Annotated in this window: 18 protein-coding genes and 3 pseudogenes; 15 read left to right on the top strand and 6 right to left on the bottom strand. The window is 55.1% G+C overall.

The annotated features are described in order from the left end of the window. The coding region (locus BLR85_RS29505; RefSeq protein WP_212635067.1) for a hypothetical protein at positions 1 to 268 on the bottom strand (268 nt) is incomplete at its 3' end. Positions 269 to 419: 151 nt separating this feature from the next. Between BLR85_RS29505 and BLR85_RS11030 the strand changes: the two genes are divergently transcribed. The 4 genes from BLR85_RS11030 to BLR85_RS11045 all read left to right on the top strand — a co-directional run bounded on the left by BLR85_RS11030 (position 420) and on the right by BLR85_RS11045 (position 4,462). Further along, the gene (locus BLR85_RS11030; RefSeq protein ID WP_093155465.1) at positions 420 to 1,025 is read left to right on the top strand and encodes a PIN domain-containing protein; all 606 of its coding nucleotides are present in this window, start codon (positions 420 to 422) and stop codon (positions 1,023 to 1,025) included. A 571-nt stretch (positions 1,026 to 1,596) separates the two neighbouring features. Further along, on the top strand, positions 1,597 to 2,952 hold the full coding sequence (locus BLR85_RS11035) for a multiheme c-type cytochrome (protein WP_212635068.1): 1,356 nt from the start codon (positions 1,597 to 1,599) through the stop codon (positions 2,950 to 2,952). Positions 2,953 to 2,985: 33 nt separating this feature from the next. Then, positions 2,986 to 3,639, top strand: coding sequence for a hypothetical protein (locus BLR85_RS11040; protein WP_093155470.1), 654 nt, complete (start codon positions 2,986 to 2,988; stop codon positions 3,637 to 3,639). Further along, positions 3,629 to 4,462, top strand: a complete 834-nt coding sequence (locus BLR85_RS11045; protein ID WP_093155472.1) for a formate dehydrogenase subunit gamma — start codon at positions 3,629 to 3,631, stop codon at positions 4,460 to 4,462. Before BLR85_RS11040 ends, BLR85_RS11045 begins: the two co-directional genes overlap by 11 nt. Positions 4,463 to 4,844: 382 nt before the next feature. Here BLR85_RS11045 and BLR85_RS11050 read toward each other — a convergent pair whose 3' ends face one another. From BLR85_RS11050 to BLR85_RS11065, 3 genes are all read right to left on the bottom strand, one after another. Beyond that, positions 4,845 to 5,435, bottom strand: coding sequence for a c-type cytochrome (locus tag BLR85_RS11050; RefSeq protein ID WP_093155475.1), 591 nt, complete (start codon positions 5,433 to 5,435; stop codon positions 4,845 to 4,847). After that, positions 5,432 to 6,682, bottom strand: a complete 1,251-nt coding sequence (locus BLR85_RS11055) for a PQQ-dependent sugar dehydrogenase (protein ID WP_093155478.1) — start codon at positions 6,680 to 6,682, stop codon at positions 5,432 to 5,434. The genes BLR85_RS11050 and BLR85_RS11055 overlap by 4 nt, the downstream gene beginning before the upstream one ends. Before the next feature lie 499 nt (positions 6,683 to 7,181). Further along, a complete protein-coding gene (locus BLR85_RS11065; RefSeq protein ID WP_139188365.1) occupies positions 7,182 to 8,105 on the bottom strand; it encodes a DUF6782 family putative metallopeptidase in 924 nt (307 codons plus the stop codon). 433 nt (positions 8,106 to 8,538) lie between these two features. On the opposite strand from BLR85_RS11065, the gene BLR85_RS11070 reads away from it, so the two are divergent. The 7 genes from BLR85_RS11070 to BLR85_RS11105 all read left to right on the top strand — a co-directional run bounded on the left by BLR85_RS11070 (position 8,539) and on the right by BLR85_RS11105 (position 15,875). Then, on the top strand, positions 8,539 to 9,141 hold the full coding sequence (locus BLR85_RS11070) for a DUF1326 domain-containing protein (RefSeq protein ID WP_093155487.1): 603 nt from the start codon (positions 8,539 to 8,541) through the stop codon (positions 9,139 to 9,141). A 25-nt stretch (positions 9,142 to 9,166) separates the two neighbouring features. After that, positions 9,167 to 9,913 carry a DUF2182 domain-containing protein gene (locus BLR85_RS11075; protein ID WP_170844542.1) on the top strand — a complete coding sequence of 249 codons (747 nt, stop codon included), beginning with the start codon at positions 9,167 to 9,169 and terminating at the stop codon, positions 9,911 to 9,913. A 699-nt stretch (positions 9,914 to 10,612) separates the two neighbouring features. Then, the gene (locus tag BLR85_RS11080; RefSeq protein WP_093155493.1) at positions 10,613 to 11,914 is read left to right on the top strand and encodes a tyrosine-type recombinase/integrase; all 1,302 of its coding nucleotides are present in this window, start codon (positions 10,613 to 10,615) and stop codon (positions 11,912 to 11,914) included. 7 nt (positions 11,915 to 11,921) lie between these two features. Continuing rightward, on the top strand, positions 11,922 to 12,383 hold the full coding sequence (locus tag BLR85_RS11085) for a hypothetical protein (protein WP_093155496.1): 462 nt from the start codon (positions 11,922 to 11,924) through the stop codon (positions 12,381 to 12,383). 343 nt (positions 12,384 to 12,726) lie between these two features. Continuing rightward, the gene (locus tag BLR85_RS30460; protein ID WP_170844543.1) at positions 12,727 to 12,903 is read left to right on the top strand and encodes a helix-turn-helix transcriptional regulator; all 177 of its coding nucleotides are present in this window, start codon (positions 12,727 to 12,729) and stop codon (positions 12,901 to 12,903) included. A 565-nt stretch (positions 12,904 to 13,468) separates the two neighbouring features. Further along, the gene (locus tag BLR85_RS11100) at positions 13,469 to 14,374 is read left to right on the top strand and encodes a DUF7146 domain-containing protein (RefSeq protein WP_093155505.1); all 906 of its coding nucleotides are present in this window, start codon (positions 13,469 to 13,471) and stop codon (positions 14,372 to 14,374) included. Then, complete coding sequence (locus tag BLR85_RS11105) at positions 14,352 to 15,875, top strand: hypothetical protein (protein WP_139188366.1); 1,524 nt, start codon at positions 14,352 to 14,354, stop codon at positions 15,873 to 15,875. Before BLR85_RS11100 ends, BLR85_RS11105 begins: the two co-directional genes overlap by 23 nt. A 532-nt stretch (positions 15,876 to 16,407) precedes the next feature. Here BLR85_RS11105 and BLR85_RS11110 read toward each other — a convergent pair. Beyond that, a complete protein-coding gene (locus tag BLR85_RS11110) occupies positions 16,408 to 19,146 on the bottom strand; it encodes an Hsp70 family protein (protein WP_093155511.1) in 2,739 nt (912 codons plus the stop codon). A 153-nt stretch (positions 19,147 to 19,299) separates the two neighbouring features. Between BLR85_RS11110 and BLR85_RS11115 the strand changes: the two are divergent. The 4 genes and pseudogenes from BLR85_RS11115 to BLR85_RS11130 all read left to right on the top strand — a co-directional run. Beyond that, positions 19,300 to 19,563, top strand: a pseudogene (locus BLR85_RS11115) (IS630 family transposase); the annotation flags it as partial. A 357-nt stretch (positions 19,564 to 19,920) separates the two neighbouring features. Continuing rightward, positions 19,921 to 20,331: an IS66-like element accessory protein TnpA gene (tnpA, locus tag BLR85_RS30240; RefSeq protein ID WP_093155513.1), complete on the top strand. Its 411-nt coding sequence runs from the start codon at positions 19,921 to 19,923 to the stop codon at positions 20,329 to 20,331. Beyond that, positions 20,325 to 20,492, top strand: a complete 168-nt coding sequence (gene tnpB / locus BLR85_RS11125) for an IS66 family insertion sequence element accessory protein TnpB (protein WP_093155516.1) — start codon at positions 20,325 to 20,327, stop codon at positions 20,490 to 20,492. The genes tnpA and tnpB overlap by 7 nt, the downstream gene beginning before the upstream one ends. A gap of 110 nt (positions 20,493 to 20,602) precedes the next feature. After that, positions 20,603 to 20,800 (top strand): annotated as a pseudogene (locus tag BLR85_RS11130) (hypothetical protein); the annotation flags it as partial. Here the strand turns inward: BLR85_RS11130 and BLR85_RS11135 are convergent. Then, positions 20,757 to 21,134, bottom strand: a pseudogene (locus tag BLR85_RS11135) (tyrosine-type recombinase/integrase); the annotation flags it as partial. The pseudogenes BLR85_RS11130 and BLR85_RS11135 sit on opposite strands and share 44 nt — an antisense overlap. Positions 21,135 to 21,141: the final 7 nt, after the last annotated feature.

Genomic DNA, 21,141 nt, shown 5'->3' on the forward strand with positions numbered 1-21,141 from the left:
ATACTGACAAAACGAGAAGAATACCGGCAGCCAATCGCCTGATGCTGCCAAGAGATGCAAGACGCTTGATGTGATGATGCGAAATGAAGTCAACCAAAAGTAAGGACACTCCGTCGAACGGCATGGCCCTCGAGGTCGTTAAGCCGATTGGAACCTTACTTGCGGAACTCATCAAGGCCAGTGGCAACCGCCACACTAACAGGCCGGACACACGACTGTACTGACAGACCATCGCGACCACAGAAATCTCTTGCAATGCAGGAGCCATCCACACAGGCCACTCGCAACCGAGACAGAGAACGGCAGTAGCGCGCCCCAAAGCGGGCACAGCGGCTTCACATAGGGTTAGCAGAGAAACCAGCCGTCTTGACTTAATCCAACGTTCCGTTTTGCATCGGGTTCGAATTGGAGCATACCCTTTGAAAAACAACTACATCCTAATCGACTTTGAGAATGTTCAGCCCAAGAACCTCGAGTTACTTCGAGGGCATCCCTTCACGTTGATGGTATTCGTAGGGGCCAACCAAAAGAGTGTGCCTTTTGACTTTGCCAAGGCACTTCAAGATTTGGGAGAAAACGCTGGTTATCAGAAGATAACAGGGAATGGCTCGAACGCCTTAGACTTTCATATCGCGTTCTATATGGGAGAAATCGCAGCCAAGGATGCCAATGCGTACTTTCACGTGATTTCTCGTGACAAAGGCTTCGACCCACTGATTGTACATTTGCGAGAAAGAAAGATCCACGCGCTCCGTCATGTTGACCTGTCCGAGATCCCATTCGTCAAAATCTCTAACGCCAGCTCTCTGGACCAAAAAATCGAAGCGATTGTTGACAGCTTGAGGTCGAGAGGAACTGCGCGTCCAAGAAAGATCAAAACCCTCAAAGGAACAGTGAATGCGCTTTTCATGAAGACCTTGGACCAAGATAATCTGGAAGCGTTAGTTGATGAGTTAAAAAGACGTGGTCACGTTGTCTTGAATGAACAGTCCGTCAGCTATGGCCCTGGCATTGCCCGACATTGACCGGTTGTTGGGCTCAGGGTTGGCTCGTGACGGATGACCGTATTGTCCGTTGACCCGCCTTCTCTATGAACCGCCGCCAAGGTCCAGTTCTCGTTCAGCCTGCCGGAAAGGATGCGGCGAGACTTCAGTTGCTGCGATCGGTTGAATCGGCACGGCAAAGCTGCCGTTAGAGCAGCGGTCGGCGAAGTCGTCGGCTGCGCGAGCGGTACAGGTCCGCTCACTGCGCATAGCGGACACTGGGGTTCCGAGTGCATAGTCCGCTGTGAGAAACTTCCGGACCTTTGTCTCGGATCATTCAACCGTCGTGACTGGCACTGACCTGGTGTTGCACGGGCATCTCCCAGGCCGCGCTGCCGCATTTCGAATCCGGTGCAAATAGATGAGCGCAACGCGCGAAGTTCTGATCGTTTACGGCAAATTAAAATAGCAACTTGGGATGCGTATTTCCGTGCTGTTTCTGGTACCAGGGCCAATAATCCAAAAAGAATTTGAGGATTGACTCGCCTGCAAAATAAATATCTCCCAAGTGACAATTCCGACAGTCCAAAGGAATAGCTACAAATCGCCCCGAGTGAGAAAAATCGGTATTTTTCTGGTATTTATCAGTGTGGGTCCGATCCGGGCCTATATACTTGTAGCTATGAAAATGCCCGCAGGCACGCGGACAGGCAAAAATGGGGAGAGGCTCATGCAAGCCCAGAAACTACCCCTGATCGCCGGATTTGCAGCTCTCGCAATGACAAACCTGGCGATAGCTCAGGCGGAATTCGATCCGGACACAGCACTGGAAAACCCGAAAGAATATGTCGGTTCGGATGTGTGCCGAACCTGTCACCTGGAACACTTCGATTCCTGGAAGCGCACGCTTCACAGCAAGATGCTTCAGGACGCCAAGGCCAACGAGGATGTCTTTGTCACCGAACTTGATGAAGCGACTATCCGCGCCGATTTTGCCAAGCTGGAAGACAAACTGAGTGTTCCATCGGCGGAAGTCTACGTGCCGACCAAAGACGAGGTACTCTACACGATCGGCAGCCAGTGGAAACAACGCTACTTGGTCAAGAAGGACGGCACTTACTTTATCGCTCCAACTCAGTTTAATATCGATACCGGCCGTTGGGTGAACTATCACGAGGGCGATTGGGACAAGCGGCCCTGGCTTCTGAAATGCGGTGGCTGCCACGCCACGGGCGTCAATCTCGAAGAAGAGTCCTTTGTCGAGCCCGGTGTCGGCTGCGAGTCCTGCCACGGTCCCGGCTCCCACCATGCAGCTCTTCCGTCGAGCGAAACGTTTGAGAAGCGCAGCACCATCGTGAACCCCGGCAAACTGACCGGCGGAATCGCCACGCAGATTTGCGGCTCCTGCCATAACCGCGGCACGGCGACAAAGCATGAGGGCGCCGGCTGGCCGGTTGGCTATATGCCCGGCAAGGCGCTTGAAAGCTACTACGCTTCGATCCAGCCCGGCGACAAGCATCTCTATTCGAACGAGTTCTCGAAGGGACACCACCAGCAATACATCGACTGGACGAAGTCGAAGCATGCCGATTCCGGCATCGACTGCATCTCATGCCACGTTGTGCACGAGTTGGGGAACCCGCAATTCGAGGGTAAGACCAAGGTTCAGGGCGATCAGCTCTGCCTGTCCTGTCACGAACAGGTTCAGCAGGTGGGCGCGCATTCGGTGCATTCCTTCGGGAATTGTGTCAGCTGTCACATGCCGCGCATCGCCAAGAGTGCGGAATCGGGTGACATTCGCAGCCATGTCTTCGACGTCCTGCTGCCGCAGGCGACAATCGACGAGGAATTGCCGAACTCTTGTCAGGCGTCTTGCCACGAGGATGATGAACCGGCCGAGCTTCAAAAACGCTGGGATGATCTGACGGTCCGCGAAGCCGTCATACCGATCAGCAAAGTGTTGGAGTGACCTCCGGTCGAACCTGAAAAAACGGAGGTCATCATGCTCATTCGCCTGATAGTGCGGGCGGCAATACTGGCCCTCTTGTTCGTCCAACCACTGGCGGCGCAGACAGCGCCGCCAACAGAAAGCAACCTGAAAGGTTCGGGCTACTTCCGCGATCAGGACACTCTGCCGGGGTCCTACCGGTTGTACCTGCAGCAGCCCAGTAAACTGGATTGGTTGTCTTCTGTCGGTCCAGTCCAGGAAAAGGTGAAGAAGTCATCTTTCACGACAGACGCGCACGAGGGCGTCGCCAACTACTCTCCGCGCCGCCAGTGCACGGAGTGCCACACGAACCATTCGCGGGATCTGCATGTCTCGCGCATGGAGGTGCGCTGTACCCAGTGTCACCGCGATACCCCCATCGCCGGGATATACCACTATTACTCGGCAATGAACCCGATCCGGCGCCACGCCTACGTTTGCGCCAAATGCCACGAGGGCGCGACGCCTTCATTTGCATCCTACGTGGTGCATGAACCGAACCCACTTGCAATGGAAACCCGGGAAAGCTTCCCGGCCCTGTTCTACGCAACCTGGTTCATGGTGATCCTCGCGGGCGGCGTTCTTGCCTTCTTCGTACCCTTGGCGGTGCTCTGGGGATTGCGGGAGTTCATCTCGGTCGTGAGAGGGAGGTTCAGTCATGGCAGCTGAAGCCAAGCGTCTAAAACGCTTTTCTATCGCCCAGAGACTGTGGCATCTCGCTCTCGTCGTGATCTTCTTCCTGATGGGGATCACGGGGCTTGCCTGGATGTATATCGAGACAGGCTGGGGCAGGATGCTTGCTGCCCCCTTCGGCGGCTGGCAGGGGGCCCTCGAGTGGCACCGCATCGCGGGCCTGGTCCTTCTGGCGTTATTCGCCCTGCATATCCTCTACTCGTTGATGCAGATCGAGTGGCGACACCCGTTTCGCTGGCTGGCGGGGCCTGACTCTCTGATGATGCAGTTCGGAGATGTGAAGGGCTTCTTCCAGCACCTCGGCTGGATCTTCGGGTTGCGTGAGCATCCGCGCTACGACCGCTGGAGTTGGTACGAGAAGTTCGATTACTGGGCGGTCTGGTGGGGGTTCATGATCGTCGGAGTGACCGGGCTTGTGCTCTATAACCCGGTGCTTTCCTCAGATTACATGCCGGGCTGGCTGATCAACGTTGCCCTCTGGATCCACCGGATCGAAGCGTTGATGGCGATGGTGCACATCTTCACCGTGCACTTCTATCTTGAGCACTTCCGACCCAAAGCGCTGCCATTCAATGCCGCGATGTTCGACGGAACGATCCCGATGTCAGAGGCGGAGGAGGCACATGGAGCTTGGGTGGACCGTCTTGAAATGGAAGGAAAGCTCGAAGCCCACCTCGTGCCAGAACCGCCAGTCGCATTGCGGATCGCCTATTTCATCGGTGGTTACGCCCTGATTGCCTTGGGAATCTTCCTGTTGGTCTTTGCATTTGCAAATGTTGCTGCCGTTTCGCTGTTCTGACAGGGAAGATGCGTTCTAATCCAGCTGGCCCGGAGATTGCCGGGCCAGCTGTTTGGGGGCCTATAGTGAGAGCGGCCCGTCCGCGACGAGAATATACATCCTTGCACGACGGCTTACAGGCGCCAAGCCGTCATCCGAGCGTTTTGATCGGATGTCTCCAAGGTCGGCAAACTTGCCCTTCAGGCATCAGCGGTAGTGCCGGTGCGCCTTCGACGAGGCCGACGGCAGCTTCCTGCGCATTCCGGACGTTGCGCCTTATGCAGCGTTTCGCAGATGCAGCAACAGATCGCCGCTCGTGAACGGCCCATAGCCGAAAATCGACAACGAAGCAGCAAACGGCAGTCATGAGCCTGTTGCGGACAATGGCTTCATCCGGGAAGTGTCACTCGACTAGATCGATCCCCAATCCGATGTTTGCATACCACTCCGCAAATTTCCGTATCTCTTCGTCGGTTAGATCTGCCGCAATCCCCGACATGATCTCGTGCGTGCGCTTACCGAGCCGGAACGCTTTCAATTGCGCATCGATATATGGTACCGACTCTCCTGCAAGATTTGGGGCGTCCTCGACTAGCGCTATACCATCCTCTCCGTGACAGCCGATACAGTCTCCTGGTGCATCTATCGGATCGGCTTTTAGCGACGCCGTTGCCGTATGGCCCGAATACCAGGCGCCAAGGTCGGCAATCTGTTCATCGCTCAGCGACTTGGCCACGACGCTCATGATCTCGTGCTCACGCGTTCCTTCGCGAAACGCGGTCAGTTGGCGCGCGATGTAGGAGGCCGGCTCCCCGCCGATGTGGGGCGCAATCGGTATTAGAGCGAACCCCTCGAGGCCGTGGCAAGTACGACACTGGCCAGATAGTTTGCGACCCGCCTCGCGATCTCCAACAAGCTCCTGCGCACAAACAGGCGATAGGGCGGAGTTGGCGAGGAATATCCCGCCAAGCCCCATTGCGAGTAGCCGCTTCACTGCGCGGGCGCTGCGTAGCTGATGCGATAGAGCGCCCCAGCGAAGTCATCGGAGACAATGATCGATCCGTCGCCAAGCTGCGCGATGTCGACCGGACGGCCCGTATATTCGCCGTTTTCGTCGATCCAGCCTTCGGCGAAGGACGTCATCGTTGCGTTGCCTTCCTCATCGATCGTGGTGACCATGACCCGCGCGCCAACCGGCGTGGTGCGGTTCCAAGACCCATGCTGGGCAGAGAAGATGGCATTTTGGTATTCTGCCGGGAACATCTTCCCAGTGTAAAACATCATGCCAAGGTCAGCTGCGTGAGCCACTGTTTCTACTGCCGGATTGATCACGCCGTCGGGAACTTCCTCATCCATGTACTCGTTGGTTCGAACCGTACCACCGCCGTACCATGGGAAGCCGAAGTTCTGGCCCATTGCAGTCTGGTGGTTGAGTTCGCCTGGCGGGATGTCGTCTCCCATGCCATCGACTTGGTTATCGGTAAACCACAATTCTCCGGTTTCGGGGTGGAAGTCATGACCAACCGAATTTCGGACGCCCCGAGTGTAGACCTCGCGGTTGGAACCGTCACGATCCATTCGGATGATGCCGCCGATGCCCCACTCGTTGTATAGATCCATTTTCTCTTTAGGCGGTACGTTATGGGGTTGACCAAGCGAGATGTAGATCTTGTTATCTGGCCCGATCTTGCAGACGCGTGCGCCATGGTTGAAGCTTTCTTCCTCCGGCGGGATAAGCTCGCCCTGCGGGACGACCACATCGACCGCTACATCCGGGTTCTCCCAGAAGAACTCTGCCGCCGGGTAGACAAGGACGCGGTTTGCTTCAACGCTGTAAAGGAAGCCATCCTTGGAGATGCAGACCCCATTGGGGACATTGTAATCAATTGGCGACGCGTAAGGTTCGACCTCATCAGCCACGCGGTCGCGGTCACGGTCGGTGACAGTGTAGATTTCGGTCTTCCGCGTGCCTACCCACATCACAGTGCCTTGGGGTGCAACGGCCATGTGACGGGCGTCGGGGACAATTGCATAGAGATCGATCTTGAACCCTTCGGGCATTGTGATTGCCTCAAGGTTCCTGCGAAGTTGTTCGGCCTTATCGCCACCTTGTTCAATGAATTGAGGACCAAACGAAGTGCCGGTCGTCTGGACGCCCCTCATCTTGTCTAGGTTCGATTGTGCGGTGGCCGCTCCTGCAATAAGAGCGAGCACCGCCGCCCCGGCTGGTAATGATTTCATGTTCTTCCTCCCTTTCAGCGCTCTTGCTGAAGGAATAAAGATCACCGAGTTCGGGACCTCGGTCAACGGAATTCATCTGTCTGCAGTTTTTGGTGTTAGAAAAATCGAAGGACGCGCGCGATCCAAGGGCTTTGGCAAGCTGGCCCGCGGTCTCAGACGCGACATAACAGTAAGGGCGTTTCAGACAGGCATTGCACCGTCAAGTCTCTTGCGCGCGAAGAGCGGGATGTACATTAGGCAGCGGTTCATCCAGCGGCGATTTGCCCGCCCTGCCGCCGTAGAAATGGCGCGCGGTGAATGGCGGGTTTCTGCTCTTCGCGACCGGCGTCAGTCCTGCGGGTTCTGATTTCTCGCGCTCGCAGCGAATAACCGCTTGGTCGGCAGAGCCGCAGTTCAAACTCAACCACACGTGATTGATCGCATCTGTTTCCACTAGCTGGGCATTCCTGCCAATGGTTCTGTTTGAGTTGATGTCAGCTCTTCAGATGGCGTGAACTCTTCACCACGGGTTCAATTCGGTGGGAATGACACAGTTGTAGTTCTCACCGGTGGGCAACGTGCAGATTCGGTCGAACATTTCTGGGGAAGCCAATCCATACTTCGGGAGTGCATGTGTCGCGTCTTGGATATCAAGGTAGTCACTACAGGCAGCCAGGTAGTACTCTTCCCGACGCCAGTCGGAGATATACCATTGCGCGAATGCTTGAGCTGTGGCTCGTGCCACGTTCTCGCTTGCGTCCATCTCCTTCTCGAATGCATCGGCAATGTCGGAATGCGTGGGCCAGGCAGCAAGTGCGTTCCATGTGTCCGGGTTTCCGGATTGTTTGAGGTCCCACGCGAGTTGAAGGCTTACAGCGCTTGCGTCAGCTTCCATCGCCAAGGTCACCCGAGCGGTTTCATGCATCGACAGCATTGGCCCCGGGCAAACCCCGATACGAACCTGATGTATGTGACGCAGTTCATGAATGAGAACGGCTTGCATCATGCCTTTGGACAGGGTGCCATCAATTACAATCTTGCCGTCGTAAACGTCGAAAAACCCTTCGGCGCCAAAAACATAATCGGCCAGACAAATCTCGGGACGAACCGTATCCAGGGCACGCAAAAGGTCCGAGCTTTGATCAACAGACACTCGCAGCCAAAGCAACAACTCGCGAATTCGACTGTCTCTAACGCTCTCGGCTTGATCGTACGGATAAGAAAGACACTCAACCTCCTGTCCGTTTGCTCCCTGTGCGGCTAACATCGCGCAAGATGCCATTGCAAGCGCGACAAACCGCAAACCTTGTGCCAGCGCCTTGATCGCGCCGATGACCGCAAAAGTGGAGTTGGTTCTGCTCAACGCACCCCCCAGGATTTCGTGAAGATCAAAGATCTCCGTCCTCGGAACAGAAGGCATTGCATAAGCCTCGGATGCCAGCATCTGACCTCCTTGGTTGCAAAAATAGTTCCACAGACTGCACTGCACCATGACCCAAGTCATAACAGAGCGACGTTGGCCAAGGAGGCGTGCTCTCGCCAACGAAACTCAGTCGCGAAGTGCTTGCGAGCATTCGAGGCGCGGGATCGGGCATTCGTTCTTTTCGCCCCAACATCGGCAAGGTCGGCAACGCCGAAATGGCCGCTCGGTGTCTGTGTGCTCGGGCCTACAGGTCCGTTTTCTGCGCATTGGCGCCGTTCACTGGTTTTCTGCCAATGCGAGCTGCAAGTGAAGCTAATGCTTTCTGCGCCGTTGGATTTCATATCTTGCAGGCTAACAAGATTGCGAGCCCAGATATCTGCCAGTAGGCTCGAACTATGACCGGCTCTGATCTGGTTTATTGCCATAAGATGTTCAGCGAGGAAACGAGACCAAGATGGACCGAGCAGCAGAATATCGAATTTCCGGCAGTTATTATGAGGCTTGTAACTGCGAAGCTATCTGTCCTTGTCGGCGTCAGGGAGACATTCCAGGTGGAAGGTCCACTTACGGTGACTGTGATTTTCTGCTCTCCTGGCGAATTCAGGAGGGCTATTTCGAAGAGATCAACCTGGCCGGGCTCAACGTGTCTATTGCAGGAACCTACAATGACGATGTTGGCGACGACATCTGGTCGGTCTTCATCTACATCGACAAGAACGCAACGAACCTGCAGTTCGAGGCTCTGTCCCGGATCTTCAAAGGTGAGGCCGGGGGTAACCTGGGGGTCACGGCAAATTTCTCGAAAATACTTGGGATCAAGCCAGCTGACATTCGTCTCGATCACACCGCCGGGGTAGAAAACATCAGCATCGACTCTCTGGCTGCGGCCGACGTCGTACGCAATTACCGACACAATGGCCGCGTGTCATGTGGCATCCCTGGACACGATCATCCCGGTCAGGAATCGGTTTCCAACCTTTCCGTTAATGATGCACCGCTGTCGTTCAGCTATTCCGAACGCTGCGGTTTCGCGACCGACTTCGCCTACTGGAACTAAGAGAGAGGTTCGGGTTCTCCTCAAGATGCAAACCTTTATCGCTATAGAGCAACGTAGAGGGGTCGTTTTCCTTCTTTGCCTTGCAGCGCTCGGGTGGGTTCTCATCTTCTGGTCCTCGGCAAACATGTCATCGCCACTCGTGGCACTGACCATGCCGATGGATGCGACGTGGGCTCTCAGCGAGATTGTCGCGGTCTGGTTAATGTGGGCGGTGATGATGGGAGCGATGATGCTGCCATCGGCAATTCCGATGCTAATGGTGCATCGCCGCGTTGCATCGAAGAAAGACCCGAACACAAAGAACTCCCATCACTGGTTTCTCGCAGGCTATCTGGTGGGCTGGGCCGTCTTCAGTGCTGCTGCGGCGGCTGCGCAATGGGGCTTTCAGCGCGCGGATATCCTCTCGCATATGCTAAAGCTCCAAGACCCGGCTGTTGCAGGCGTCATTCTAATCGCCGCAGGGATCTTTCAATTCACACCAATAAAGGCTGCCTGCCTGCACAAGTGCCGAACGCCGATCGGGTTCCTGCTGACGGACTGGCGCATGGGTCGCTCCGGCGCATTCCTTATGGGGCTCAACCACGGCAAGTTTTGTATTGGCTGCTGTTGGGCGCTCATGATGGTGCTGTTCGTTGGTGGTGTAATGAGCCTGACGACTATTGCTGCCCTGTCCAGTATCGTGTTGTTCGAAAAGGTCCTTCCACGGGGCGAAACAGTCGCAAAGCTCGGTGGTATAATGTTGGTCCTTTGGGGCCTTTACCTTTTAACCTAGTTTCCGGTTAACACTCTCCCGATCCTAGGGCTTTCAACTGTGACGTTCGACCGTTCTGGGTTCAAAGTAGTCATCTGATTAAAATGGTCGGATGACTGTTGGGTCCGCTGAGTCGCCCTTGGAGCGATCCGCCGCGAACGTCCGGTTCTCACCTGCCTTGCCAGACACCAGGTTAGGATGGTGGGGAATGCTGCGCTGGCAGAGAAGGTCGGCATCGTCGGCAAACTCGACCTTCGGCCACCGAAAGTAGTGAGGTCCGACGTCGATCGGGTTTCAGAAGACTGCTTGGCGAACTTCTGATTTCTACCAAGCGGAAATTGGCATATCCGATGCGGTCGCCGCTCTTAGACTCCGATTATTTGACCCGCCCCTGGTGCCCTGCTTCAGGCGGTGGGCGTCGGCGCATTTTCACTGGTGCGATTGAGAGACTGAAACTTGTCCGTTGGTGGGAAAAATGGTGGGAATGATCGCAGATTCTCTGGAAAAATTCTATTAAATTCAAATTATTATATGAACTCACTGGCTGGGGTGGTACCGGTATAACTCAGGCTCGCATGAGGTAACACCGGATCACGGGAGATATCATATATGATATTAAAAACAAGGGTTTGATTGAAATTTCGTCAAATTAGGCGTTGCACTGGGTAACATGGCATTACATACAACATACACGCTTGTTGGTAGGTAGGAGGGTAAGTAATGCCAAAGATCGCCAAAGAGATGACAGCCCTCGACCTGAAACGCCTCAAATACCCGCTGGAGGAAATGCAGTCGCGTCGCAAGGAGGGCGACAACCGCCCCTTGCCGCCCGTAGTGCAGTTCGCGGGCGGTGTGGCGGGGCTACAGGTCCAGATCACGGCCAGCGGGTCGAAGAGTTGGCTCCTGCGCACCACCATTGCGGGTAAACGCCGGTCTGTGGGGCTGGGCAGTTACCCGGAGGTGAGTTTGGCCGAGGCCCGTGACCGGGCGCGGGAAATGAAGAAGCTGATCCTTGACGGGGTGGACCCGATTGAGGAACGCAAGAAGAAGGCCAAAGCGGTTCGCCTTGAGCAACGTCGGGGGCTGACATACTCGGAGGCCATCGACGGGTGGATGAAGATCCACAAGTCCAAGTCAGAAAAGAACCGACAACTGACCCGGAACCGTCTGCGTACCTACAGCGAGGAAGCAGGACTAGGAAAGCTGCGGGTCGGTGACATCGACAAGCACATGGTCAAGGACGTGCTGGACCCCATATGGGCCACTAAAACAAGCACTGCTACTAGGCTACGTGAAGACATGAAACGCGTGTTCGCGTGGGCCATCGGGAACGACCATATGGCAGGCCCGAACCCGGCGGAATGGGTCGGCAATCTCGAATTCATGATGGAGGCCCCCGACACGAGGAAAGAGCATTACCCGGCGGTGCCGGTTAATGAGGCCCCCCGGTGGATGCAGGAACTGCGGAAGCGCGATGGCAACGGTAGTCGCGCCCTCGAATTCCTGGTGCTGACCGCCGCGCGTTCCGGTGAAGTCCGTGGAGCGCGTTGGAGCGAGATCGACCTTGAGGAAGGTTTGTGGACTATTCCGGCTTCGCGGATGAAGATGGGTCGGGAACACCGGGTGCCACTGTCTTCAGACGCCGTGGGCCTGCTGAAGAGCATGAACGGTGACGGCTCTGGTTTCGTGTTTTCGGCTGTTCGTGGTGGAGAACTTAGCAACATGACCCTAAGCGCGGCGATGAAGCGTATTCACGCGGATGACGAAAAGGGCTTTGTTGACGGCACCACTGGCAGGCCCGCTGTCCCTCACGGCTGGCGGTCGACCTTCCGCCAGTGGACTGCGGAGCGGGGTTTTGCCCGGGACATGGCGGAGATCGCGCTGGCACACGACGTTGGCTCCGAGGTTGAGCGCAGTTACCAGCGGTCGGACATGCTTGAACGTAGGCGAGCGATGATGGAGGAATGGGCCGCGCACCTTTTAGGGACTGTCGCCGGGGGCGAAGTTGTTCCACTTCACTGAGGATCGCATGGCTGAATTGGACCCCGAAACCCTTGAGCGACTGCGCAAGACGAAGCCGTGGAACCCCGACACGGCCACGCCGTTGGACTGGGCCAAGCGATTCTGGCACGATCCAACAGGCATAGACCTTGAGTTCGCATGCCAATTGGCCGAGCACGATCCGAAAGTATGGGAACAAGTGTGGGAATGGGCAAAGAACGAACCCGACCTGCCGGATGCCGCGAAGGTGCGGTTGTTCGACTTGCTGGTGGTGCAGGGCAAGCCCGGCGCTGGGCCTGGTCGCCAGCGTGAAGTTCTGCGTAACCTCCTATTACGCCGCATCGCTGATTGGCTTGTAGACAATTGTGGCCTGACCCTTACCTGTAACGCGGCAGGCGGGGTTAGCGCAGCCTCCATATTGGCCGAACTTGAAGGTACGCCCGGGGAGCGCGCGATCGAGAAGGTACTTCTGGCTAAGGAGCAGCGATAGCCCATACTCTCCAAAGGTGCTTTCAGGTGAGATTGTCTGAACCACTCTCGGTCGCCCTTGGGTCAGGGAAAGCAGACGAAAGGTGCCGCACCGGCTGCCTCTAGGCCATCATATAAAGGCTTTCCAGTCGCTCCGAAGTTGGACGTTCACACGTCAATATCTACGTCCGGCACGTCTGCTGTGATTGATAATTCCATATGATTTTCTTGGTTTCGACGGATCCATCCGGTCAAGGATTTGCCTCGGAGTCGTACCCAATAACTCCCCTATTATTGGGTACGACAACACCCGGTATAGTACCCTAGTTTACCCCCTGTAACTGCTCACTCCGGAGGGTAAAAACGTGCAATATGAAACAATTAAGCAGATTGCGGCTCGCTGCAACGTAACCGTCGTGACCATCTATAGGTGGCGCAAGACGGAGAAATTCCCGGCCCCGTTCAAACTCGGTCCCAACACCACCCGCTACAGCATCGACGAAGTTGAGGCTTGGCTGAAGTCGCGGAGGGCTGAGGTATGAGGCGCCGCCTGACTCTTCACGCATACCGAGGGAACCAACTACCGGCTGGAGTGATGTTGTCGAAGGGGCTGCCTTTAAAAAGGTCCTACGAGGTTAGTGTTGATAATCAGAACAATCGAGCTGGTCACCGGGCTGCTGAGGCTATCGCGCGAAAGAAAAAGAAATGACCGACCATAAGAAACTGATCTACGACGCTGTGCGCGCCGGGGTGCAACTGGCCGTGTTTGAATACCTTGGGCGGCAACCCATACCGCCCATGGGTGGCGCCACAGCGGCGTTGGAGTCCACCGAGGTAGTACCCCCCGCCGGTACCCTGCTCCGAGCCACAGGTGGCGCTAAAACCTGTGCCTCCGCCCGCCCTAAGCCCCCATGGTGGAAGGAAACCCTCGCACACAGGGCTGTGAGCGGGGGCTGAGAGGCGCCACCCAAAGAGAAAATGGCAAGGCAAGAAAGTAAGGTGCCCTTACCATTTCGAAGAGGTAGTGCAAACGCCGATCTCAGAGGAAATATGCCTTATATCAATAAGATGCGTTTATCCACCTTTCCACCTTAAAGGAGAAGCCAGATGCTAGAACTTGAGGACCTATGTGATGCGTTAGGCGGTAAGTGGTTCAACGACTATGGTGTTGCACCGTGTCCTGTTTGTCAGCCATACGGCCCCGGTCACGGCAACATTGGCGCGATGCGGATGTATTACGGCGAGCGCAAAGGCACCCCGGTCTTTAGCTGCTTCCGCGACGGCTGTCGGTGGGAGGATATCACCGCCCAGTTGCGCAAGATGAGTCTGTGGCCCCTGCGTAAATTGGAGCCTTGGGAAGCGGAAGAACTCAGCGCCCGCCGTGAAGGAAAACAGCGCGAGCGCGAAGTTGTAGCCGCCCGGATCTGGAATGAGACAAGCCCAGTTCCCGGTACGGTGGTCGAGACCTACTTGCGGCGGAGGGGCATTGACTGCGCTATCCCCGAGGCAATCCGATACCACCCGAACTTGTGGCATTCGCCTTCACAGCAAAAGTTTCCCGGCATGGTGGTTCGCACCCCTAAGGGCATACACCGGACGTACCTGACTCCAATGGGATACAAGGCGGAGGTTGACCCTGCCAAGATGATGCTTGGCCCCCCCGGACCGGTGAAGTTGGCGCAGAACAGCGATCGGGTTCTGATCGTAGCCGAAGGAATTGAGACCGCTCTGTCTACTCTGTCCGGTCACCTGTTGTCCCACTTCGGACCGGCCACGGTTTGGGCGGCGCTGAGCACTTCAACAATGGTGGGTATGGCCCCGCCCCAAGCTGAACCGGGTGACACGCTTGTGATCGCCGCTGACGGCGACCCAGCCGGGTTGGCGGCCGCCGATAGCCTAGCCCAAATCGCAACGGAACGGAAATGGCGCGTGTTCCATAGCCCGGCGCCGATGGGTCAGGACTGGAACGACGTGCTTAGGATGATGAGTTATGAAAAGCAATTCAGCCTTTGAAGAATTGTCCGCACAAGCCGATCGTGCTCTGCAACTGAGCGCTATTGGTAAGGCGCTGGACGAGGCCGAAAAGAGTGACCCGCTTGAAGCTATCGAGGTGGCGGATAGTGGCTGTGAGTTTTCCAATCTTCCTTGGCCAGGAGGAGCGCTGGGGCGCGTGGCCTATTGGATCTACACGGACGTTATGGTGGACCCACAGAAAGACATGGCGATTCTCGCAGCCTACCTGCTTGCTGCCGCTTTTAGCGGCCGCAAAGACAGTCTCAAAAGGAACCCCCCAGTGATCCAGTGTCGGGTGCTGGCGCTTAACGGTACCGGCAAAGACGCGATTCGGCAGGCACTTGAGATGATCATTGAAGCCATTGCTTATGGTGAGAACGCCATTGCGGGTGCTCTGGTGTTTTCTGGTGTTTCGCAGACTTTCGGCACAAAGCGGATGATCTTAGATGACTTGGCCACCTTGTCAAACGTGAGGATCATCTCTGAGGCCGGTATCGCGAAACGGTCCAATGCTGGCGACAAGGAGAACGTTAGGGCGGCTATGATGCAAAACTTCGGGCAGGACGCCTATTCTCGCCGGACCTACCCCGGATTCGCCCAGGCGCTACCACCTACCTTTGGAGTGAACACGTCTGTCTACGAGGAAAGCACGAAGGAGACTTTTCTTGCCACCATGCAGGGGCAACTCGCCACCGGCGAGGCTGCGCGTATGATGTCGGTGCGAATTGACGCCTCCAATGTTGGGGACGCGAAATTGCAGGATCATAAACCGGTACCAGATTCCATTGTGGGTATCTTTCGGACGCTGGCCAACGAGGCCTTGCGCGGTGAGTCAAAGGACCCGGAGACAGGTTACTACTCAGGCAAACCGGTTCCGCAGGATCTACGTCGGGTTTTCCAATTATCAGACGACGCGCAAGGGATACTGGACCGCCTACTGGCGGAGCGGACAGCGTTCAAGCGTAGCAACGTCAGCAACGTTGCGTCTTTGGAGTGGGCGCAACGAGTACGTTACGAGCAGCTTGTGCTTCGGGTGGCGTTAGTCATCGCACGCACAGAGAACCTGTTTGATCAGCATGATCCGAAAAGCGTCTGCGTGACAGGTGAGCAGTTGCAGCAGGCCATCGCCTTCGTTGACGAGTGCCGCCGGACGGAACGTGCGAACGGGGGCGACTACGAGGACCCTCTCACGCGGTTGATCGAGGCGATGTACAAGTTCGCCTGTGACCAGTTTAAGAACCCGAACGCTACATACCTGCGAAAACACCCCTCAGAGCAGGACCGCAAGGATCGCAAGATCAATACCGCCGTGTTCACCGGGGGTAACTGTGCCCCGCGTTCTTTGGCCAAGGATATCGCGAACAGCGAGGACAACCGGCACGGCGACACCATACCTCGGGTCATGGCCAAGGCGTACGAGACCGGAGCGGAATTGGGATACTGGCACACATCCCGAAAGGGCAAAACTACCATGCTGAAACTTGCGGCTCGGATGGAGTAAATACTCCAAATACTGGGCACTTAGTCGATCGTGGCTGAATTTTTTGCTTATTACCAATGGGTTACGGGAAAAATACGTAAATACAAAATATACCGGTACGGGCGCGCGCATGCATTTCGGGGCGCCTGTGGGGGTGGGTGTGTAGAAGTAAGTATTTATGTGTTTATTTACATATATATAAACTAAAGAATTGTAATAACACAATAATTACAAATACCCGACGATGTATATAAGGGGTGAGTGGTGTAGTTATTCGTGAGCGTTTAGTGAGCCCGACCTGCCGGTTTTGAGCCTTGTCAGATATTGTCCGCAAAAAAAAAGAAGTGGACACTACTCCATGGACAGGAAGCGAGGCCGGCGGAATTGCCCTCACGATTTCAAAGCAAGCGGTGTCTGAACAGCACGGCACCTTAAGCTTGACGGCTGGAGGTTCCAGGGCAGTAGGTCGTCGATACGGTTTTTCGGATAACCTGCGGAGATCGCTTCGATTGTAGATTTCAAGTGCGTACCATCAAACCACGGGATCAAACACCTAGGCCCTCTTGCGAGATCTCAGTTCGACGCCTTCGACTGGTTCAGGTGCCCAACTTCCTTTAAAGAACAGAGACGTGGCCTCAGCGACCTCAGCGGTATCCGAATGCTCATGGGGAGATACTGGTTCTCCAATCTTCACCTTCACATACCTAACCTCATTCTCTCGACCAAGATTGACGTCAAGAAAATAGAGGTCTTCCCCATTCATCTGTCCCGCCAATGATCCAAGGCCCCAAATTAGGAGCGGTGTCAAAGAAAAAGCCCGTCCTGTTTCCAAATTCACAACATAAACAAATTCTGGAGAAAAATCACCCTCACCGGAGTAGTCATACAACTCTGAAAATGGTTGGCTGGCGCCCTTGAACTCACGGAAAATTCCGGAGTGGCGACCAGAAAATCCGATTTTCCGTAGTGACTCAAAATTCCCAACCACGATATTTCTATGACTGTCTTGAACCAAGTTTCCAAGAAAAATCAAAACAGAACTAAAGTCGATATCTGCTGCCTGTCCGTGTTTGCCGCGGGCGACTCCCGATACGGTTGAATCAATTTGCTGATAAATGGGGTCATCTAGAAAACTCAACAGTCTCTCTGATAAGAGGCCTTCTTTTCCGGATTTTTTCAAAATTCTTGCCAGTTCTCGGATCTCTCGGAGCAACGGTCCCGCCGACCTTCGGAAGTTTCGATCAAGTGATACAGATCCCAGATCCATCTCAAGTGACCTAAATTCGCAGTAGCACACGAAACAAATGTAGGTAAGAAATGCCTCAAATGAATGCCTCCCACACTCCTTCAACTGGTGTTGATCTGTTTGCGCAACATAGTCACGCAGCGGACTGGAAAGGCAGTAGGGAAGGGCTTGTATCAACTCATTCAAATCTAGCCATGATCTATCAAATGCACGGGAAGATAAGGCTCTGACGTCGGCCTCACTAACCGACGAGACAGAGGATGTCGCGGTTCCAAAGTCTATCCCCAAGTATCCTTCAGCCAGGTTCGGCTCGGATGCAAAAGTCATGTCAAGAAAAAACGGTGCACCGACTACCCGCTTTTCTGAATCCTTCCCCTTGCCGTAGACAAATGTCGGTGATGCCGTTCCATCCTCCCGGACAACAAGCTCGACCTCTATAAATTGGCCGTGTTTTGTTCCACGCGGCGTGTAGACCTTTTGGTCAAGAATGTTTTGAACACAGTCTGTGTCAGTCGGATCAAAGCTGGATTTTAGAAAGTGATACTCCAAAAACTGAGTGGGACCGGAGTTCATTCGAGCCTTCCAATGCATAGGAGTATCGATGAAGGCACGAAGCCCAGACGCCGACGGTAGTAAGGTTCCTTTGTCTCCAGGAGTGGGCAGGCCGTCCGTTTGCGGCTTGAAGCTGCACCACTCAAGTTTCTTAGAGTCGGGTCGAAGTGACAAATTCAATCGGTTGTACGTCACAGCACCGAAATCGCCATCGTGCTGCTCCGTATAGAACCTTCTGGCACATTCTATTGCAAGGCCCTTTGCAACCACTTCTTGATAGTTGTCAGAAATTTCAATAATTACCGCAGCACCCAACAACCGGCGCAAATCCGAGTCCACTAGTTCCTTAGTCCACCCGATGTTTGTGGATCCTCCAGAAAGGAGAACTACTGCAATTGGTTGCCCCTTCAGCTCATTTTTTGCTCGCTCTAAGCCTTCGGTCACCGCTTCTTGGAGATGGGCACGCCAAACTTTCTGAACAAAAATCTCCCTCAATCTATTCGCCCTTAATGATACCTCGATCCACGGCGAATCCGTCTCAAATGGTTGTGTTGGCACATTCACTAAGTATGAAGGTGCCCGCTCTAGGTTTGCAGAGAGATCCCAGCTCAGTATCGAATTGCAGATACTAACTTTTGCAGACTCCACCTCGTCGACTAGCCGTCCGAAATTTCTTATGAAATTGACCTCTGCCGCAGTAAACCTTTGTTCATCCGTTTCAGTAAGACTTTGAAAGGAATCTATAGCACCCAAAAGCTTTCGTGAGTTCTTTTTTACCCATTTATCTTCGATTGAATTAAACAGAAGATCTTCGGCAATCATTCGATTTATAAAAAAACCGCCAATTGGGATTGACTTTGCTGACAGTGGTTTTGAGTTCTTTCCGCTGAGGCTTATGTCGCCCTCCACTGTGGTTTCAATTACCGACACATCAAAAGTGCCTCCGCCGAAATCAAGGACTAGAGCTACGTGCTTTCGACCGGCGGTGAGTAATGGATGGCGGAAGCCGTATCTATAATACTGGAAGACTGCAAACGGCTCCGGCATGAAACCGACGTTTTCGAACTTATGTCCTAGTATCGTCTGTAGCGCGGAACGGTAATTGCTCAGCCATTGTCCGGATGCCTTTCCTTCCTCCTCTATTGAAAGAGGTTCAGCGATCAAAACGTGTGACGGCCTAGATCCACCTTGGCGGTCGACGTACGCTTCGACATCTATTAGTAGCCCCTCTATGAAATCCTTCGACATTCCCAAGACAGATCTCTTGTGAGATGACGACACCTGCTGTTGGCGCATTGATGCCTGCTGCCTAGTCTGTCTACCAAGTTCGACTTTGAAATTCCTGTAGACACGCTGTCCATTGTTGTTTTCCTGAGCATCCCATCCGATCAGTGGTTTCTTGCCGTCGTATGCCACTGCGGTTGGAACTGTGGGCGCGTTTTGTATGGGCACCGATTTGACTTGATTGATTACGAGGTTCTTTTTGGCCGACATGTTGTTGTGTTTTTCCTTAGTTCCGAGGAGGATGTTAGAATTGCCTACGGCAGGCGCAACCATCTTCGGCAGCGCGACGCATCGTTGAGACAAAAAGTGTCACATCAGATGAGCCCAAGGCGTCAGAGACGCGCTGTATGGAAACGGACCTATCACGCGACGATCCGCCGGATCTGAAACGCTTTCGGCCTGCAACCACATCGTTCGGAGACCTTCAAACTCTCCACCGATCCGATGTTCGACGACAAGGTGCACGACGTCGCCGAGCTCTACATGGCACCACCGAGCAGGGCTATCGTCTCGTGCGTGGATGAGAAATCCCAAATTTTGGCTCTGGACCGCGAGCAACCCGTCCTGCCCATGGCTCGCGGTGTGGCCGAGCGGCGCATCCAGCTTTTCCACCAACGCTCAACAACCAATCAATCATCCCGTGAAGTAATAGACGCGGACGCAACCACTTCACGTGGGACAGGTCAGCCCCGCCACCCATGGGTTAGAATCCTGTCCGACCAGTCTTCAGCGACCTCCGATCAGCAACACAGCAAGCCCAACCATTTTCTAGAGAACAGTTCGTCACCAACCTACCCACCAAAAGCTCAAGTCACTGACGCCGAAATGCCGATCGATGTCGTAGCAAATGAAACTCATGCACAGATCATTAAACCGTCAATCCGATCAATCACACCGGTGTAAGCGGCGGTTCGGCCCCACGTTGTGGTGCCTGCGGCGCGCTGCGAGATCTTCTCCATCTCATGATGGGGAGTGCGTTTCGCAATGTGTTCGAAGAATTCGTTTCTCAGATCGGTGGGCGTCGAGATCTATGCGTCCGGGCACCGGCGGTGGCCGGATGACGTGAAGAGGCGGGTTGTTGCGGAGACACTAGAACCCGGCGCGACGGTGAATGCCGTGGCGGAGCGTTTCGACCTTCAGCCGAACCAAGTCTCGGCGTGGCGGCGGTTGGCGAAGCAGGGAAAGCTGGTTCTGCCGGCGCCAGAGGTCGAGGAGCCGGTCTTTGCGCCGTTGGTGGTGTGTGAGGTGGAGCCGGAGGAACCGCCCCGAGAGATGGTCCATAACGATGAAGGCATCCGGATCGTGGTTGGCGAGGTCAGGATCGAACTGGTGTCCGACACGCCCGCCAGACGTATTGCGGAGATCGTCCGTGCGCTCGGTTATCGGCCATGCTGATGCCATCGCAGGGCGTGCGGGTCCTGGTGGCGTCGAAGCCGGTGGATTTCCGGAAAGGGCATGACGGGTTGGCGGCGCTGGTGCAGTCGGTGCTGCAGGAGGATCCGTTCACTGGCACGGTCGACGAACTGCTTCCATGGAACTTCAAACCGTCAAGTTGAAGCCCCCGTGGCCTGCAGCCGACGCTTACACACCGGTTGTCCGGGCAGCAATTCAATAGCCGGTCCGAAAAAGTATCGGAACCAAGTCCGCGAAGCCCAGAATTGTCTAGCGCGAAGGCATCGCCCCTTCCTACATGACCCGTGTCATGCGCCTAACTCTGCTCACTCCCGACATCGTCGAGGCGATCCTAGATGGGCAGCAGGGACCGGAGTTGACGCTGGTGCACGTACTGGAGCCGTTTCCGTCGGAGTGGAGCGAGCAGATCAAGCATCTTGTCGGTCGCGATGCCGATACCGGCCGTTCGTGAACCGAGTGGCCGAGTTGAACACCCGGTTCAAGGAGCGTGGCGACATCGGCTCGACCCGGCTTTGGCCGGGGAATAGCCATCCCTGTGGTCGAGCTTCGCGCCAGTAGTTTCTCAGCAGTTCCAGCAGGGAGGGAGACAGCATCACGACCCGATCCTTACCGCCCTTGCCGCGCTCGACATGGATCAGCATTCGGTCACTGTCGATGTCCCGAACCTTGAGATTGGTAACCTCTGAGGCACGCAATTCCGCACCATGGCCAATACCAAGCGCTGCACGGTACTTGAGACCGGGCCCTGGTGCCGAGGCCAGAACCGCCGGGACCTCATCAAAGCTCAGGCCC

This window comes from Aliiruegeria lutimaris, assembly GCF_900099935.1.
Classification (GTDB): domain Bacteria; phylum Pseudomonadota; class Alphaproteobacteria; order Rhodobacterales; family Rhodobacteraceae; genus Tropicimonas; species Tropicimonas lutimaris.

Coding starts and splice junctions, on each gene's coding strand:
- BLR85_RS11040 (WP_093155470.1), top strand. CDS start 2,986: ATGCTCATTCGCCTGATAGTGCGGGCGGCAATACTGGCCCTCTTGTTC.
- BLR85_RS11045 (WP_093155472.1), top strand. CDS start 3,629: ATGGCAGCTGAAGCCAAGCGTCTAAAACGCTTTTCTATCGCCCAGAGA.
- BLR85_RS11055 (WP_093155478.1), bottom strand. CDS start 6,682: ATGAAATCATTACCAGCCGGGGCGGCGGTGCTCGCTCTTATTGCAGGA.
- BLR85_RS11065 (WP_139188365.1), bottom strand. CDS start 8,105: ATGCTGGCATCCGAGGCTTATGCAATGCCTTCTGTTCCGAGGACGGAG.
- BLR85_RS11070 (WP_093155487.1), top strand. CDS start 8,539: ATGGACCGAGCAGCAGAATATCGAATTTCCGGCAGTTATTATGAGGCT.
- BLR85_RS11075 (WP_170844542.1), top strand. CDS start 9,167: ATGCAAACCTTTATCGCTATAGAGCAACGTAGAGGGGTCGTTTTCCTT.
- BLR85_RS11080 (WP_093155493.1), top strand. CDS start 10,613: ATGCCAAAGATCGCCAAAGAGATGACAGCCCTCGACCTGAAACGCCTC.
- BLR85_RS11085 (WP_093155496.1), top strand. CDS start 11,922: ATGGCTGAATTGGACCCCGAAACCCTTGAGCGACTGCGCAAGACGAAG.
- BLR85_RS11100 (WP_093155505.1), top strand. CDS start 13,469: ATGCTAGAACTTGAGGACCTATGTGATGCGTTAGGCGGTAAGTGGTTC.
- BLR85_RS11105 (WP_139188366.1), top strand. CDS start 14,352: ATGAAAAGCAATTCAGCCTTTGAAGAATTGTCCGCACAAGCCGATCGT.
- BLR85_RS11110 (WP_093155511.1), bottom strand. CDS start 19,146: ATGTCGGCCAAAAAGAACCTCGTAATCAATCAAGTCAAATCGGTGCCC.
- tnpA (WP_093155513.1), top strand. CDS start 19,921: ATGTGTTCGAAGAATTCGTTTCTCAGATCGGTGGGCGTCGAGATCTAT.
- tnpB (WP_093155516.1), top strand. CDS start 20,325: ATGCTGATGCCATCGCAGGGCGTGCGGGTCCTGGTGGCGTCGAAGCCG.